Source organism: Streptomyces chlorus (assembly GCF_042655885.1).
GTDB classification, from domain to species: Bacteria; Actinomycetota; Actinomycetes; order Streptomycetales; family Streptomycetaceae; genus Streptomyces; species Streptomyces chlorus.
Window position 1 is genome coordinate 121,369 of record NZ_JBHSOA010000028.1, and the last position, 14,017, is coordinate 135,385.

At 72.0% G+C, this 14,017-nt stretch carries 14 protein-coding genes and 2 pseudogenes; 11 read left to right on the plus strand and 5 right to left on the minus strand.

The window, feature by feature from the left end; genetic code table 11:
• Positions 1–10 precede the first annotated feature (10 nt).
• The gene (locus ACFPZI_RS37300; RefSeq protein WP_055628579.1) at positions 11–343 is read left to right on the plus strand and encodes a helix-turn-helix domain-containing protein; all 333 of its coding nucleotides are present in this window, start codon (positions 11–13) and stop codon (positions 341–343) included.
• Here ACFPZI_RS37300 and ACFPZI_RS14550 read toward each other — a convergent pair.
• The gene (locus tag ACFPZI_RS14550; RefSeq protein WP_381363145.1) at positions 297–737 is read right to left on the minus strand and encodes a hypothetical protein; all 441 of its coding nucleotides are present in this window, start codon (positions 735–737) and stop codon (positions 297–299) included. The genes ACFPZI_RS37300 and ACFPZI_RS14550 overlap by 47 nt on opposite strands.
• A gap of 12 nt (positions 738–749) precedes the next feature.
• Here ACFPZI_RS14550 and ACFPZI_RS14555 point away from each other — a divergent pair.
• Positions 750–974, plus strand: a pseudogene (locus ACFPZI_RS14555) (helix-turn-helix transcriptional regulator); the annotation flags it as partial.
• Between the two features lie 80 nt (positions 975–1,054).
• On the opposite strand, the gene ACFPZI_RS14560 reads toward ACFPZI_RS14555, so the two are convergent.
• On the minus strand, positions 1,055–1,243 hold the full coding sequence (locus ACFPZI_RS14560) for a hypothetical protein (RefSeq protein WP_381363229.1): 189 nt from the start codon (positions 1,241–1,243) through the stop codon (positions 1,055–1,057).
• Between the two features lie 18 nt (positions 1,244–1,261).
• Between ACFPZI_RS14560 and ACFPZI_RS14565 the strand changes: the two genes are divergently transcribed.
• From ACFPZI_RS14565 to ACFPZI_RS14585, 5 genes are all read left to right on the plus strand, one after another.
• Positions 1,262–1,435, plus strand: a complete 174-nt coding sequence (locus ACFPZI_RS14565; protein WP_381363231.1) for a hypothetical protein — start codon at positions 1,262–1,264, stop codon at positions 1,433–1,435.
• Positions 1,436–1,685: 250 nt separating this feature from the next.
• Entirely contained in the window at positions 1,686–2,963 is a 1,278-nt protein-coding gene (locus tag ACFPZI_RS14570; protein WP_381363147.1) for an aspartate kinase, read from the plus strand.
• Positions 2,963–4,039 carry an aspartate-semialdehyde dehydrogenase gene (locus ACFPZI_RS14575; RefSeq protein ID WP_381363149.1) on the plus strand — a complete coding sequence of 359 codons (1,077 nt, stop codon included), beginning with the start codon at positions 2,963–2,965 and terminating at the stop codon, positions 4,037–4,039. The genes ACFPZI_RS14570 and ACFPZI_RS14575 overlap by 1 nt, the downstream gene beginning before the upstream one ends.
• A gap of 459 nt (positions 4,040–4,498) precedes the next feature.
• Positions 4,499–5,173 (plus strand): SigE family RNA polymerase sigma factor, encoded by a 675-nt coding sequence (locus tag ACFPZI_RS14580; protein WP_381363151.1) that lies wholly within the window; start codon positions 4,499–4,501, stop codon positions 5,171–5,173.
• Complete coding sequence (locus ACFPZI_RS14585; protein ID WP_381363152.1) at positions 5,170–6,801, plus strand: Ig-like domain-containing protein; 1,632 nt, start codon at positions 5,170–5,172, stop codon at positions 6,799–6,801. Before ACFPZI_RS14580 ends, ACFPZI_RS14585 begins: the two co-directional genes overlap by 4 nt.
• A gap of 13 nt (positions 6,802–6,814) precedes the next feature.
• Here ACFPZI_RS14585 and ACFPZI_RS14590 read toward each other — a convergent pair whose 3' ends face one another.
• The gene (locus ACFPZI_RS14590) at positions 6,815–7,633 is read right to left on the minus strand and encodes an SURF1 family protein (protein WP_381363154.1); all 819 of its coding nucleotides are present in this window, start codon (positions 7,631–7,633) and stop codon (positions 6,815–6,817) included.
• Between the two features lie 178 nt (positions 7,634–7,811).
• Between ACFPZI_RS14590 and ACFPZI_RS14595 the strand changes: the two genes are divergently transcribed.
• Complete coding sequence (locus ACFPZI_RS14595; protein ID WP_381363156.1) at positions 7,812–9,746, plus strand: S9 family peptidase; 1,935 nt, start codon at positions 7,812–7,814, stop codon at positions 9,744–9,746.
• 116 nt (positions 9,747–9,862) lie between these two features.
• Here the strand turns inward: ACFPZI_RS14595 and ACFPZI_RS14600 are convergent, their stop codons facing one another.
• Positions 9,863–11,827 (minus strand): potassium channel family protein, encoded by a 1,965-nt coding sequence (locus tag ACFPZI_RS14600; RefSeq protein WP_381363226.1) that lies wholly within the window; start codon positions 11,825–11,827, stop codon positions 9,863–9,865.
• Between the two features lie 146 nt (positions 11,828–11,973).
• On the opposite strand from ACFPZI_RS14600, the pseudogene ACFPZI_RS14605 reads away from it, so the two are divergent.
• A pseudogene (locus ACFPZI_RS14605) lies at positions 11,974–12,124 on the plus strand (permease); the annotation flags it as partial.
• A gap of 43 nt (positions 12,125–12,167) precedes the next feature.
• Here the strand turns inward: ACFPZI_RS14605 and ACFPZI_RS14610 are convergent.
• The gene (locus ACFPZI_RS14610; protein ID WP_381363158.1) at positions 12,168–12,485 is read right to left on the minus strand and encodes a twin-arginine translocase TatA/TatE family subunit; all 318 of its coding nucleotides are present in this window, start codon (positions 12,483–12,485) and stop codon (positions 12,168–12,170) included.
• Positions 12,486–12,624: 139 nt separating this feature from the next.
• Here ACFPZI_RS14610 and ACFPZI_RS14615 point away from each other — a divergent pair, with 139 nt between their 5' ends.
• Together ACFPZI_RS14615 and ACFPZI_RS14620 are read left to right on the plus strand one after the other, a co-directional pair.
• The gene (locus tag ACFPZI_RS14615) at positions 12,625–13,014 is read left to right on the plus strand and encodes a BlaI/MecI/CopY family transcriptional regulator (RefSeq protein ID WP_381363160.1); all 390 of its coding nucleotides are present in this window, start codon (positions 12,625–12,627) and stop codon (positions 13,012–13,014) included.
• Between the two features lie 6 nt (positions 13,015–13,020).
• Positions 13,021–13,956, plus strand: coding sequence for a M56 family metallopeptidase (locus tag ACFPZI_RS14620; RefSeq protein ID WP_381363162.1), 936 nt, complete (start codon positions 13,021–13,023; stop codon positions 13,954–13,956).
• Positions 13,957–14,017: the final 61 nt, after the last annotated feature.

Here is a 14,017-nt window from a genome sequence, read left to right on the forward strand (position 1 = left end):
GAAAGCCCTGATGAGCCGGTACAGCAGCTGGACAGATGCCAAGCGCCGGATCCGGGAGAACCAGCCCGAGGTGTCCGACGCCGAGTGGGAGTCCCGCAAGCAGGTCGCACGCACGGCGACCGAAGCCTACGTGGTGGGACACCATCTGCGGGAGATCCGCGAGGAGCAGGGGCTGACGCAGGCGCAGGTGGCTGCGTCGGTGGGAATCTCCCAGGCCAGGGTCTCCCAGATCGAGCGTGGAGAGATCCACAACCTGGAGTCCATGCGTGCCTACGCGGAGGCACTCGGGGCCAGGGTCACGGTGACGATCGAGTACCGCGATCGAACGGTGGGTGCGGCCTGACCGGGGCGCGGAGCAAGGGGAGCAGTGCCTCGGGCTCGACATGGGGTGCGGTTGCCGTCGGTGCGCTGTACCAGCGGAGCGGCCAGGTGTTGCCGTCCAGCGCGGGGATGCCGACGTAGGTGACCGTGCGGTCGCCCCGACCGCCGAGCCGCTGCACTCCGAGCGGCCAGTCGTACCGCTGCGCGGCTCCCGGCGGAAGCAGGAAGTACACCCACCTTCCCCGTGCCGCCTCGCACACGATGGGCCCCGCGTCCTCGTCGGTCGCCTCGATCAGATGATCGGCGACCAGCCCCCCGTGCAGGCCCTCGATGCGTACGGCGTCGAAGTGGACGCCGGTGACATGCAGCCGGTGGCCGAGGAGGGGGACCCGTTCGGGGGGAATCGCACTCGCCATGGTCACACGATGATGCAGCTCGCTCTACGCTCGGTAGCGACCGTGGGGTTACCCGCCGGTGTGTATCGATCGGAGGCGGGTGCCGTGTCGGGCCAGTGCAATTCCCAGCCGCCTGTTGCCTGGCGGTACAGCGGCAATCAGCTGAAGCGCCGGCGGACCAAGGCGAAAATCAGCCGGGAACAGCTCGCCGAGGCCGCCAACTACTCGCCGGACACCATCAAGTCGATGGAGCAGGGGGTCCGGATGCCGACCCCGCGCGTGCTCGACGTCGCCGACGAGCTGTGCCGAGCCGAGGGCTTGTTGAGTGCCGCGAAGGACTACTTGCAGCGCGAGAGGTTCCCGGCGCGGGCACAGGACTTCATGGAGCGGGAGAGGGAGGCGATCAGCTTCTGGTCATACGAAGCCACGCTCGTGCCGGGGCTGTTGCAGACGAAGACCCGTACGCGGGCGCCGACTTCGCACATCTGCTCCCCCATGACGCCGAGGTCGCCGTCTTCATCGACCACCTCGACACCGGCCACTCGATGGCCCACAAGGTCCTCGCGGCGGAGCACCCGCGCTACGGCCAGCAGGCGATGCGCACGTCTCTGGCCCGCATCACCGAGGCCGGCCACCTGCGCTGGATCAAGGAACACATCACCGTCGAGGACCACACCATGCGGTGGGTCACGCGTACCTACTGGTCGCGTACTGGGTGACATCAGGGCACTGGCCGCTTGCGCGGGCCGGGAGGGCATTGTCGTCGAGCGTCCGTGAGGATGTGACGCAGGTCGCTTTTCCGAGTGGTCGGCGTCGGGCTGGGCATGAGCCCTCCTGCGCGGGTGCCCGGAAGTCTCACGATGCGATATCGAGGAGGCGATTTTCGGGCGCTCGATAGAATGAGCCGACCACGCCGGGCACGCATGTGCGCACAGCGTGGGACAACGACGGAATGAGCGAGGAGCGCACGTGGGCCTTGTCGTGCAGAAGTACGGAGGCTCCTCCGTAGCCGATGCCGAAGGCATCAAGCGCGTCGCCAAGCGGATCGTGGAAGCCAAGAAGAACGGCCACCAGGTGGTCGCCGTGGTTTCCGCGATGGGCGACACGACGGACGAGTTGATCGATCTCGCCGAGCAGGTATCCCCCATCCCTGCCGGGCGCGAGCTCGACATGCTGCTGACCGCGGGAGAGCGGATCTCCATGGCCCTGCTGGCCATGGCGATCAAAAACCTGGGGCACAACGCCCAGAGCTTCACCGGCAGCCAGGCGGGTGTCATCACCGACTCGGTCCACAACAAAGCCCGCATCATCGACGTCACGCCCGGCCGGATCCAGGCCTCGGTGGACGGGGGCAACATCGCCATCGTCGCCGGTTTCCAGGGTGTCAGCCAGCAGGGCAAGGACATCACCACGCTCGGCCGCGGTGGCTCCGACACCACCGCGGTGGCCCTGGCGGCCGCTCTTGGCGCCGAGGTGTGCGAGATCTACACCGACGTCGACGGCGTGTTCACCGCCGACCCGCGGGTGGTGACGAAGGCCCGGAAGATCGACTGGATCTCGACCGGAGACATGCTCGAACTGGCGGCCTCCGGGTCCAAGGTGCTGCTCCACCGCTGTGTGGAGTACGCCCGCCGGTACAACATCCCGATCCACGTCCGCTCGTCCTTCAGTGGACTGCCGGGCACGTGGGTCAGCAGTGAGCCGATTCAGCGAGGGGGCAAGAAGGTGGAGCAGGCGCTCATCTCCGGTGTCGCGCACGACACCTCCGAGGCCAAGGTCACGGTCGTCGGTGTGCCGGACAAGCCGGGCAAGGCGGCCTCGATCTTCCGCACGATCGCCGACGCCGAGATCAACATCGACATGGTCGTGCAGAACGTGTCCGCCGCCTCCACCGGCCTCACGGACATCTCCTTCACGCTGCCGAAGACCGACGGCCGCAAGGCCATCGACGCGCTGGAGAAGAACAAGGGTTCCATCGGCTTCGAGTCCCTGCGCTATGACGACCAGATCGGCAAGATCTCCCTGGTCGGCGCGGGCATGAAGACCAACCCCGGGGTCACGGCCGACTTCTTCACCGCGCTGTCCGACGCGGGCGTGAACATCGAGCTCATCTCGACCTCCGAGATCCGCATCTCGGTCGTCACCCGCAAGGACGAAGTGGACGAGGCCGTCCGCGCCGTGCACACCGCCTTCGGGCTGGACTCCGACAGCGACGAGGCCGTCGTCTACGGGGGTACCGGCCGCTGATGACGCGGTCCGGGCGACCGGCGCTCGCGGTCGTGGGAGCGACCGGAGCCGTCGGCACGGTCCTGCTCCAGCTCCTGTCCCAGCGGGCGGACGTCTGGGGCGAGATCAGACTGATCGCCTCCCCGCGCTCGGCCGGCCGCAAGCTGTCCGTGCGCGGTGAGGAGACCGAGGTCGTGGCGCTCACCGAGGAGGCCTTCGACGGGATCGACGTCGCGCTGTTCGACGTCCCCGACGAGGTCGCCGCGCGGTGGGCGCCCGTCGCCGTCGCGCGGGGCGCGGTGGTGGTCGACAACTCCGGTGCCTTCCGCATGGACCCTCAGGTGCCCCTCGTCGTCCCCGAGGTCAACCCGCACACCGCGCGGATCCGCCCGCGCGGGATCGTCGCCAACCCGAACTGCACCACCCTGTCGATGATCGTCGCCGTGGGTGCGCTGCACGCCGAGTTCGGGCTGCGCGAGCTGGTCGTCTCCTCGTACCAGGCGGTCAGCGGCGCCGGGCACGCGGGCGTGCGGACCCTGCGGGAGCAGCTTTCCCTGGTCGCGGGCACGGAGCTGGGGACCGGCCCCGGTGATGTACGGCGGGCCGTGGGGGACAACACCGGGCCGTTCGCGGAGCCGGTCGCGCTGAACGTCGTTCCGTGGGCCGGGTCGCTGCGCGAGGACGGCTGGTCCTCGGAGGAGATGAAGATCCGCGACGAGTCCCGCAAGATCCTCGGTCTGCCCCGTCTCCCGGTCGCCGTGACCTGCGTACGGGTGCCGGTGATCACCGCGCATTCGCTCACCGTGCACGCCCGCTTCGAGCACGAGGTCACCGTCGACGGCGCCCGCGAGATCCTCGCCACCGCGCCCGGTGTCGTGCTGTACGACAATCCCGCCGCGGGTGAGTTCCCCACGCCCGCCGATGTCGTCGGCACCGACCCGACCTGGGTGGGGCGGGTACGCCGTGCCCTGGACGACCCGACGGCGCTCGAGCTCTTCGTCTGCGGCGACAACCTCCGCAAGGGCGCCGCTCTCAACACCGCGCAGATCGCCGAGCTGGTGGCGGTGCCGGACCGGCTCCGACCTTCCGCACCGTAAATAATCCTGGTCACAGCATGTGTTTTTGTAGGATCTGTGCGAGTGACGTGAACGGGTCATGTGTCTCGGGTCTCTTGATCCTGACCGGCCCGCGGTCAAGGATTTACCTTTCGCCCCCACGCAACCGCGTGCCGGGCGGAGAGCGTCTCTGCGGGCACCCCCTTTGGGGCGCGCGTGGGGACGAGGCGGTCTTTTCCGGACGTGGGGACGTCCGGAACCGGACGTGGGGACGTCCGTCCATATGAGGCATAGGGGAAGAGCGGGACGCATGAGGGCATTCGGTGTGCTGTCGGTGGTGCTGCCCGGCGTGAACGGGGAGTGGTCGGCGCGGGACGGTGTACGACCGGCATGGGGCGGTGATCGGCAGGGCCCGGACGGCGTCGAGCGGCCTGTACCGGGCGCCGTAAATGTGACGTCCGGCACGTACAACCCTCATGGGGGGAAGCGTGTCCAACTGGCGTGGCTGAGGTACTCGACTTCGCAACGCCGCGCGGCCCGGCTCTACGCCCGCCCCGCCAGGCTCTCCGACCCCGCAAGGCCGGTGCGTCCGGTGGCATGCCGGTGATCGCGCCGATGCCCGCAGCGCGGCCTGCCCGCATACCCAGTCAGCGTGACGGCGGTGCCGACGACGTAGTGGCAGCCGGCACGACCGTCGACCATCTCACCGAGACCTATCGGGCGCACTACCGCTCGCTGCTGGGCCTCGCCGCGCTCCTTCTCGACGACACCGCCTCCTGCGAGGACGTCGTCCAGGAGGCGTTCATCCGCGTCCATTCCGCCCGCAAACGCGTCCGGGATCCGGAGAAGACCCTGGCGTATCTGCGCCAGACGGTCGTCAACCTCTCCCGTTCCGCGCTGCGCCGCCGCATCCTCGGCCTCAAGCTGCTCTCCAAGCCCATGCCCGACATGGCGAGCGCGGAGGAAGGCGCGTACGACCTGCTGGAACGCGACTCCCTCATCAAGGCGATGAAGGGGCTCCAGCGCCGTCAGCGCGAGGTGCTGGTGCTGCGCTACTTCGCCGACATGACCGAGGCGCAGGCGGCGGCGACACTCGGCATTTCGCTGGGCTCGGTGAAGGCGTACGGCTCGCGCGGGATAGCGGCGCTGCGGGTGGCCATGGAGGCGTCGGTATGAGCGGCGGGAAGGACGCCCGCGGCGAGGACGTGCGCGGCGAGGAGCGCGAGCAGGAGGGGCGCGGGGCGGAGGAAGGCACGCCCGAGCGCACCCCCGGGGGTGCGCAGTGCGAGCCCGAGCCCGAGGGCGACGAGCGAGAACCCGAGGAACGCGAACCCGAGGAACAGGAGCCCGAAGTGCGTGCGTCCGGGGAGCGCGAGCCCGAGGAGGGCGCGGCCGAGGAGGGCGCGGCCGAGGAGGGCGCGGCCGAGGAGCGGGCGGCCGAGGAGGGCGCGGCCGAGGAGCGGGCGGCCGAGGAGGGCGCGGCCGAGGAGCGGGCGGCCGAGGAGCGGGCGGCCGAGGAGCGGGCGGCCGAGGAGCGGGCGGCCGAGGAGCGGGTGGCCGAGGCGCATGCGTCCGAGGGTGCGTCCGAGTCCGAGGGGGTGACCGGAGCCGACGGCCCGGGTTCGTCCGACGGGGACGGTCCGCGCGTGCCGCGTGGGCCGGTGTCGCCGCTCGGGCAGCAGACGAAGCAATCGCACGCTGGGAACGGAACTGTGAACGACGGCAGCGACCACAACGCCGACCTGGACGCTCAAGGGCCCGAGCAGGGAGCTGGGCAGGGAGCCGGCCTGCTCGACCCGGACGAGCTGGAGCTGCGCAGCCTGCTGCACAGCTCGGTGAGCGTGGTGGAGCCGAGCGAGGGCTCGCTGGACTACCTGCGGCGCGCCGTGCCGGCCCGCCGGGCACGCAAGCGGCAGATCCTCGTCGGCGCGGCAGCCGCCGCCCTCTTCGTCGGCACGGCCGTACCGGCTCTCGTCCACGTTTCCCAGTCCACCGGCCTCGACGCCGACCCGTCCGCCATCGGCCATGCCTCGCAGGCACAGGGCGGCACCGGTAAGGGCGTGGGCCCCGACGGTGGCGAGACCACCGCGGGCGGCACCTCGGACCAGGTCGAGAAGGGCCGGAAGGACGGCAAGAAGGACAAGGAGAAGGACGCCGGCACCGGGGCGAGCACCGGCGTGACGGAGGGGGCGAACCCCTCGGCGAGCGCCGCCGCGGGGTCACCCGCCTGCACGGTCGCACAGCTCGGTCCGGCCGTCGCGAGCAGCGGCGCACCCGACTCCACCGGTGCGGTCTACGGCTCCTTCCGGGTGGCCAACGTGTCCACCGCCGGCTGTACGGTCGGCGGCCCGGGAAGCCTGAGCGTGACGCCGCTGGGCGCGGCCGACGCCGCCAGGGTGGGACCGGCCCGGCATGTGGCCGGGGACGCGGCGGCGGGTCTGCCGGACTCGTCCCTGGAGGCCGGGCAGCTGATGCTCAAGCCGGGTGAGTCGTACGACGTGAAGTTCGCCTGGGTGCCCTCCGAGCCCTGTCCCGTTAACAGAGGGGGCGGCGACACCGGCGGTACCGGCGACCCCTCGCCCGACCCCAGCCCCTCCGCGGAACCGACGGTCGGCGACGGCACGTCCACGGGCGACGACACGGCTACCGTGACCCAGCTCCTCACGGCGGACGGCACGGCCGACGGCAGCGTGACGGTGACGTACACCCCGGCGTCGGGAGCGGGCACGGCGACCGTCACGGTGTCCAACGCCTGCGCGGGGACCGTCTACTGGACGGGACTGCTGCCGACCACGGCGAGCTGACCGGGCCTGCCCGTCAGACCCCTGACGGACTCGGCTGCTCCTGCTGCCGGCCCGACCCGGGCTTCGCATCCTCGTCCGGGACCAGGCCCAGTTCCGTGTCCCGGACGAGTTCCGCCTCGCGGCGTACCAGCCGGAACCACATGAAGATCACGAAGCCCACGAAGGCGAACCACTCGGCGGTGTAGCCGAGGTTCTGGAAGGCCTTGAGGTCCAGCCCGGTACCGCCGGGCGCGACCGCGGGCACCGCCCGCATCCCCGAGTCGCCCTGGTTGAGGGTGATCCACGCGTCGTACACGTCGTGGGGCACCAGATTCACCAGGGACGCCGAGCTGATCGCGCCGGTCTGTCCCTCGGGCAGGCCGCTGAGAGCGATGACGCCATTGCTGCCGGGAGTCTCGGACGCCTGAAGCGCCCCGGTGACGGTGACCTCGCCGTCCGGTGGCGCGGGCGTGCCGGCCGGCTTCGGGCCGCCGGGCAGCCAGCCCCGTACGACGGGCAGCACCTTGCCGGTGTCGGTGTGCAGCAGCGTCAGGACGTAGTGGCCGGGCTCGCCGTCGAGGTCGCGGTCGGGCACGAGGAGCTGTTCCTGGTAGCGGCCGCTCGCGGTGGCCTGCTTGCCGGAGGTCTCCTTGGTCACCGGCAGCAGCGTGTCCAGCGGCCGGGCTTCCTCCTGCCGGCTGGAGGCGACGTTGTCCTGGGCGCCGCGGTGGTCCTCGACGCGGTCCTCGAACCGGCCCAGCTGCCATGAACCCATGAAGATGCAGAAGGGGATGGCGAGCAGCACGAAGACGTTGATTCCCCACCATCGGGGCGTCAGCAGAAACCGGTACACGCCCCCACCGTACGGTGCCGTGCCCGGAAACCGGCCCGCGGGGCCGCCTTGGAGCCCGTGTTCCCGCCGGTTGTCCACAGGCCGAGGATCCCGGTTGTCCACAGGGTGGGGGCCTCGGTTGTCCACAGGGTGGGGACCTCGGCGGCGCGATACCCGCTGGGGCGGGCAGTATGGGGCCATGACTGAGAGCCACGGGTCCGGCGCACCGGCGGGGCGGACGGACCGGACCGAGCGAGTACATCAGGGCGAGCAGATGCCCGACTGGGAGAAGCGCTTCCGGGCGCCCCGGGTGTCGCTGCCCGACTGGGCGGAGGACGCCCCCGACCGTTCCCTGTTCGTGTCGAACGCGACGGGGACGTACGAGCTGTATGCCTGGGACCGGTCGACCGGTGAGCAGCGCCAGGTGACGGACCGGCCCAACGGCACCACGGACGGCGCGCTCTCGCCGGACGGCGAGTGGATCTGGTGGTTCGACGACAAGGACGGCGACGAGTTCGGCGTCTGGCGCCGCCAGCCGTTCGCGGGCGGCCCGGACGAGCTCGCCGCTCCGGGGCTGGACGCCTCGTACCCGGCCGGTCTCGCCCTCGGCCGGGACGGGAGCACGGCCGTCGTGGGCCGCTCCACGGACGAGGACGGTACGACGATCCACCTGGTGCGGACCGTCTCAGGAGCCGAGGGAGCCGAGGGGGCCGAGGGGGCCGAAGGAGCCGAGGGGGCCGCGGCGCCCGCGGCGCCGGTGGAGATCTACCAGCACCGTGAGTCGGCGGGCGTCGGGGACCTCTCGCACGACGGTTCACTGATCGCCGTCGAGCACACCGAGCACGGCGACGCGATGCACTCGGCGCTGCGCGTGCTGCGCCCCGACGGCGCCAAGGTCGCCGAGCTGGACGACACCAAGGGCGGCACCGAGGAGCTGGGTCTGGAGGTGCTGGGCTTCGCCCCCGTGGACGGTGACACGCGTCTGCTCATCGGTCATCAGCGGCGCGGCCGCTGGGAGCCCCTGGTGTGGGACGTGGCGACGGGCGAGGAGACGGACCTCTGCCTGGAGCTGCCGGGCGACGTGAGCGCCGAGTGGTTCCCGGACGGCACGGGCCTGCTCATCGCGCACAGCTTCGAGGCCCGCAGCGAGCTGTTCCGCTACGACCTGGCGGGCCCGGAGCTGGTGGAGATCGACACCCCGCCCGGCACCGTCTCGGGCGCGACGGCCCGGCCGGACGGCAGTGTGGAGTACCTGTGGTCGTCGTCGGCCCAGCCGTCGGCGGTCCGCTCCACGACCGGCGAGGTCGTCCTGGACCCGCCGGGTATGCGCTCGCCCGGTTCGGTGCCGGTGGAGGACGTCTGGGTGGAGGGCCCCGGCGGCCGTATCCACGCCCTGGTCCAGAAGCCCGAGGGCGCGACCGGCCCGCTGCCCACCGTCTTCGACATCCACGGCGGCCCCACCTGGCACGACAGCGACTCCTTCGCCGCCGGCCCGGCCGCCTGGGTCGATCACGGGTATGCGGTGGTCCGCGTCAACTACCGGGGCTCCACGGGCTACGGCCGCGCCTGGACCGACGCGCTGAAGCACCGGGTCGGGCTGATCGAGCTGGAGGACATCGCCGCGGTCCGCGAGTGGGCGATCGGCTCGGGCCTCGCGGACCCCGACCGCCTGATCCTCACCGGCGGCTCCTGGGGCGGCTACCTCACCCTGCTCGGCCTGGGCGTCCAGCCCGACGCGTGGACGCTGGGCATAGCGGTGGTCCCGGTCGCCGACTACGTCACGGCGTACCACGACGAGATGGAAGCGCTGAAGGCGATGGACCGCACGCTGCTCGGCGGCACGCCCGAGGAGGTGCCCGACCGGTTCGAGGCGTCCTCCCCGATCACCTACGTCGACCGGGTGAAGGCGCCGGTCTACATCTCGGCCGGGGTGAACGACCCCCGCTGCCCGATCCGGCAGATCGAGAACTACGTCCACCGCCTCCAGTCCCGCGAAGCCCTCCACGAGGTCTACCGCTACGACGCGGGGCACGGCTCCCTGGTGGTCGACGAGCGGATCAAGCAGGTCCGCCTGGAACTGGACTTCGCGGAACGTCACTTGGGGACGGGGACGGAGACGGAGAAGCAGGGCTGAGGAATTCCGGCGCGGGTGCTTCCCGGGCTCCGGCCCGGGGGCACCGGCAGGTCGTGTCCCTGGTCGTCCGGGTCGCGTCCCCGGCCGGTCACCTCCCGACCGTCACCCCCGGCCGGTCACCTCTCCGGCCGTCCCCGTCCCCTTCCCCTGCGCCCGAGCAGTTCCGCCAGCCCTCGCCGGGTGGCGCCCAGCACCACCCGGTCCTCGTTCCGCAGGACGTACGTGTCGGGCAGGTCCCAGACCAGCCCCGACGGCTCACCGACCGCCGTGCCGCCGCCGGCCCCGGTGCCGGCGGCGTTCCCGGAGCCGCTCCCGTTCGCGCCCGGCGCCACCGCCCGGTTCGCCGCCGTGTCCAGGGCGAGCACCCGCCACGCCCCGGCCCGGAACGCCTCGCCGACCGTCTTCCCCTCCAGCTGCGGATGCCCGCCCACGGTCAGCGCCGCGAACAGCAGCACCCGCCGCTCGACCGGGATGGCCCCCAGGATCTGCCGGCCCATCATCGCCCCGGCGAAGGCGGGCGCGGCCAGGTGGGAGACGCTGCGGCTCCGGGTCACCGCGTCGGGGTGCGCGGCCCGCAGGGTGCGGTACACGGCCGTCGCGAACTCGTCGTCGTACAGCCGCAGGACGACCCGCAGGTCGGCGCGCAGGGCCCGCCCGTACAGCACGGCCTCCAGGTTGGTGGTGTCGGCGCTGGTGAGCGCGAGCAGCGCGTCGGCCCGGTGGATCTTCGCGGCCTCCAGTACGCCCTCCTGCGTGACGTCCCCGAGCACCACCGGTACGCCCAGCCGCCGTGCCGTGGCCATGCCCCGCGCCTCCGGGTCGGCCTCGATGCACACCACGGGGATGTGCAGTTCGCGCAGCCGGGTCAGCACCCGCGTACCGATCTTGCCGAGTCCGAGCAGCACCACGTGCCGGCTCAGCCCGCGCGGCGGCTTCCGCAGCGCCGACACGGTGCGGAAGGTGCCCAGCGCCTCGAGGACCGCCGCCAGCATCACCGGCAGCAGCAGCAACCCGACCAGCCCGGACAGCAGTTGCAGGATCTGTCGGCCCAGGGAGTCATGATGCGCGGGCTCGTTGATCGCGAAGAGGTCGAGCAGGGTGACGTAGGTGGCGTGCAGCGGGTGGTCGTCCGTGACCAGGGCCAGCACGACCGTCAGTGCCACCACCGCCGCCGCGAGACCCGCCAGCGACCACCGCAGCCGCTGCGAGAACAGCGAGGCGAACGGCGGGACCCCGGCCCGTACGGCGGGCAACGGCGGTCCGGAGTACGACACCTGCTCCAGCACCATCGTGCCGCGTCCGGTCGCCGCCGCGACGGCCGCCGCGTCGGGCAGCATCTGCGGCCCCTGGTCGCCACTGTCCTCCGAACCCTCCGAGCCGGCCGGGTCGTTGCTCGTCGCGGACAGCAACGCCAGCGTGCACAGCCCGGGATCGGCGACCTCGCCGGGGCGCGGGGGATGCCGTTCCACCGCGCGCAGCATCAGCCCGTCGGTGTTGACGATCTTGCTGGTGCCGACGAGGGCGGTGGCGACCAGGGCGGGGGCGGCCGTGTCGGCGTCGGACAGCACGGTGGTGGAGATGTCGGCCCTGGGGTACCCCCGTCCCTGCGTGTCACCGCCGGACAACTCGGCGGCCTGATCGAGCAGTTCCTCGATGTGCCGGCCCAGGCGCCGGTTGTAGAGGCGCAGGACGAGGCGGATCCTGGGGTTGATCCGGCGGGCGTTGAGGGCGGCGCGGATGTTGGTCTCGTCGTCGTCGTACACCAGGGCCAGTGCGGCGGCCCGCGCCACACCCACTTCGGCGAGTACGGCGTCGGTGGGTTCGGCGGCCTCCACCAGCCGTTCGTCGGATGTGTCGTCCGAACCGCCGTGGTCACCGACGCTGTTGCCGCCACCGCGGTTGACGGTGGCGTTCACGAACCGGTCGAGCAGCGCGGCCGACGCGGCACGGGCCCGCCCCACCACCGGTTCCCGCACCCGGAGTCCGGAGGGCGGTACGACGAGTGTGACCTGTTCGCCGTACACGCCGCGGAGTTCGGCGGCGAGGCGGTGCGCCAGTCCGTCGTCACCGCACACCACCATGTGCGCGGAGGGATCGTCCGGCGGGGTCTGATGCGGAAGGCTCACCACAAGAGGGAAGACTGCCGTATACACGCAGACGGTTCCAGGGGCATGCGAAGGCCGGCGTACGAACCGTGCCGAACGGTGCTGAACGCGCCCGCCGTCCGCCCCGCTGCGAGTGCGCGTCCGTCCCGGTGGCGGGGGCGCTGGTGCGCAGGGGAGTGGCTCCGGCGGCGGCCCTGGCGTTCCCGCTGTCCGCTCCCCGCGATCAACCCGATCGTGCTGACGGCGACGGCGGTCGCCTTCCCGGGCGACCCGTACGACGAGGTCTGGAACGGCTGAGCAGGCAGGCACGCTGCTGCTACCGCTGCTGCTGCTGGGTGCGGCTGCCGTCGGCGGCCGTGTCCCGGGTGACGGTCTCGTCCTTGATGACGGTCTCGCCCTGGATGACACGAGGGGCGTCCGACTGCTCCCCCTGCGGCTGGTGCGACTGCGGGGACGGGGACCGCCGCTCGTCCTCCTGCGCCTCCTCCTGCGCCTCCGCCTTCGCCGCGCGGGCCTCGGCCTTGAGGATGCGGGCGGACTTTCCGGCCGAGCGGGCCAGGTCGGGCAGCTTCTTCGCCGCGAGCACGGCGATGACGACGATGAGGATGATCGCGAGTTCGCTCAGTCCGAACATGAGGGTCCGTCCGTCCTTCTCGTGAGCCGTTGCCGGATGCCGCCCGTAGAATCTACAGCAATGTAGAGAATTTGACGGTGTCCGCTCGTCTATACGATGACCGCCCGGGAACGGGAGGGCGACGGAAGGGAGACAGGCCGTGGTCGAACACAGTCGGCGTCACCGGCGGCGGGCGCAGGGCGAGTTGGAGGCGCTGGTGCTGTCGGCGCTGCGGGAGGCGGACGGCCCGGCGACGGCCGGCCGGGTGCAGCAGCGCCTGGGTGAGGACCTCGCCTATACGACGGTCATCACGATCCTCACCAGGCTGCTCGCGAAGGGCGCGGTCACCCGTGAACGCGCGGGCCGCTCCTTCGCCTGGACCCCCGCCTCCGACCACGCCGGCCTCGCCGCCCACCGGATGCGCAGGGTGCTGGACGCCGAGAGCGACCGGGAGGCGGTCCTGGCCAGCTTCGTCACCGGCCTCGGCCCGGACGACGAACGGCTGCTGCGGGAACTGCTGCGTCAGCCCCGGAGCGATGGGGAAGACTGAGGCCTCATGGGGGTGTTCGTCTTCCTGCCGCTCGTCCTGCCGTTGACGGCATGGCCGATCGCCCGGCTCGCCGCACAGCATCTCCACCCGCGGACCGCGACGCGGATGCTGACCTGGGTGGCGGCGGTGATGGCGGTGTGCAGCACGCTGTGCCTGGGTCTGGTGATGGTGGTCGGCACCGCCACCCTGCCCGGCAACCCGCTGCCCGACGGCTGGTCGGACCCGGAGGTGCGGGAGGCGGTCCCGTACGACGAGGTCGTGGGGAAGGCCGCCATCCCGGCGCTGTGCGCGGTGCTGCTGGCCTGCGCCCGGACCCTGTGGCGGCATGTCCGTACCCGCCGCCGCGCCCACCGTGTCCTGGACGGCCTGCCGGACACGGAGGTGGCGGTCCTGCGCGACGGCACCCCGTACGCGTACGCCCTTCCGGGCGCCGGACCGCGCCGCGACCGCGTGGTGGTCACCACCGCGCTCCTGGACCACCTCGCCCCCGCCGAACGCCGCGCGCTGTTCGCCCACGAGCGCGCTCACCTCACCGCGCGCCATCACCGGTTCCTGCTGGCCGTACGGCTGGCCGCGCACGCCAACCCGTTCCTGCGCCCCCTGCACACGGCGGTGTCGTACGCGGCGGAGCGCTGGGCGGACGAGGAGGCGGCGCGTACGGTCGGCGACCGCCGTACCGTCGCCACCGCCATCGGCAAGGCGGCCCTCGCCTCCCGGGCCGGCGGCCCGCCCCTGCCCGCGTTCGCGGCGCCGGGACCGATCCCCCGCCGGGTGGCGGCACTGCTCGCCCCGGCTCCGGCGACCGGGCCCTGGCCGGAGGTGTTCACCTCGGCGGGCCTGGCGGCCTGGGGAGCGGCCGCCGGTACGGCCGCGTCGGCGATGTCGTCCGCCAACGCGGCGGTGACCCTGTTCTGGATCCTGTGGACAGCGACGCCGCTGTGATGACGCTGCTGCTGTGACGCCGTTGCCGTGACGCCGCTGCAAGGCGGTGGCGGGAGCCGGA

Coding starts and splice junctions, on each gene's coding strand:
- ACFPZI_RS37300 (WP_055628579.1), top strand. CDS start 11: ATGAGCCGGTACAGCAGCTGGACAGATGCCAAGCGCCGGATCCGGGAG.
- ACFPZI_RS14550 (WP_381363145.1), bottom strand. CDS start 737: ATGGCGAGTGCGATTCCCCCCGAACGGGTCCCCCTCCTCGGCCACCGG.
- ACFPZI_RS14565 (WP_381363231.1), top strand. CDS start 1,262: ATGGCCCACAAGGTCCTCGCGGCGGAGCACCCGCGCTACGGCCAGCAG.
- ACFPZI_RS14575 (WP_381363149.1), top strand. CDS start 2,963: ATGACGCGGTCCGGGCGACCGGCGCTCGCGGTCGTGGGAGCGACCGGA.
- ACFPZI_RS14585 (WP_381363152.1), top strand. CDS start 5,170: ATGAGCGGCGGGAAGGACGCCCGCGGCGAGGACGTGCGCGGCGAGGAG.
- ACFPZI_RS14595 (WP_381363156.1), top strand. CDS start 7,812: ATGACTGAGAGCCACGGGTCCGGCGCACCGGCGGGGCGGACGGACCGG.
- ACFPZI_RS14600 (WP_381363226.1), bottom strand. CDS start 11,827: ATGGTGGTGTGCGGTGACGACGGACTGGCGCACCGCCTCGCCGCCGAA.
- ACFPZI_RS14610 (WP_381363158.1), bottom strand. CDS start 12,485: ATGTTCGGACTGAGCGAACTCGCGATCATCCTCATCGTCGTCATCGCC.
- ACFPZI_RS14620 (WP_381363162.1), top strand. CDS start 13,021: ATGGGGGTGTTCGTCTTCCTGCCGCTCGTCCTGCCGTTGACGGCATGG.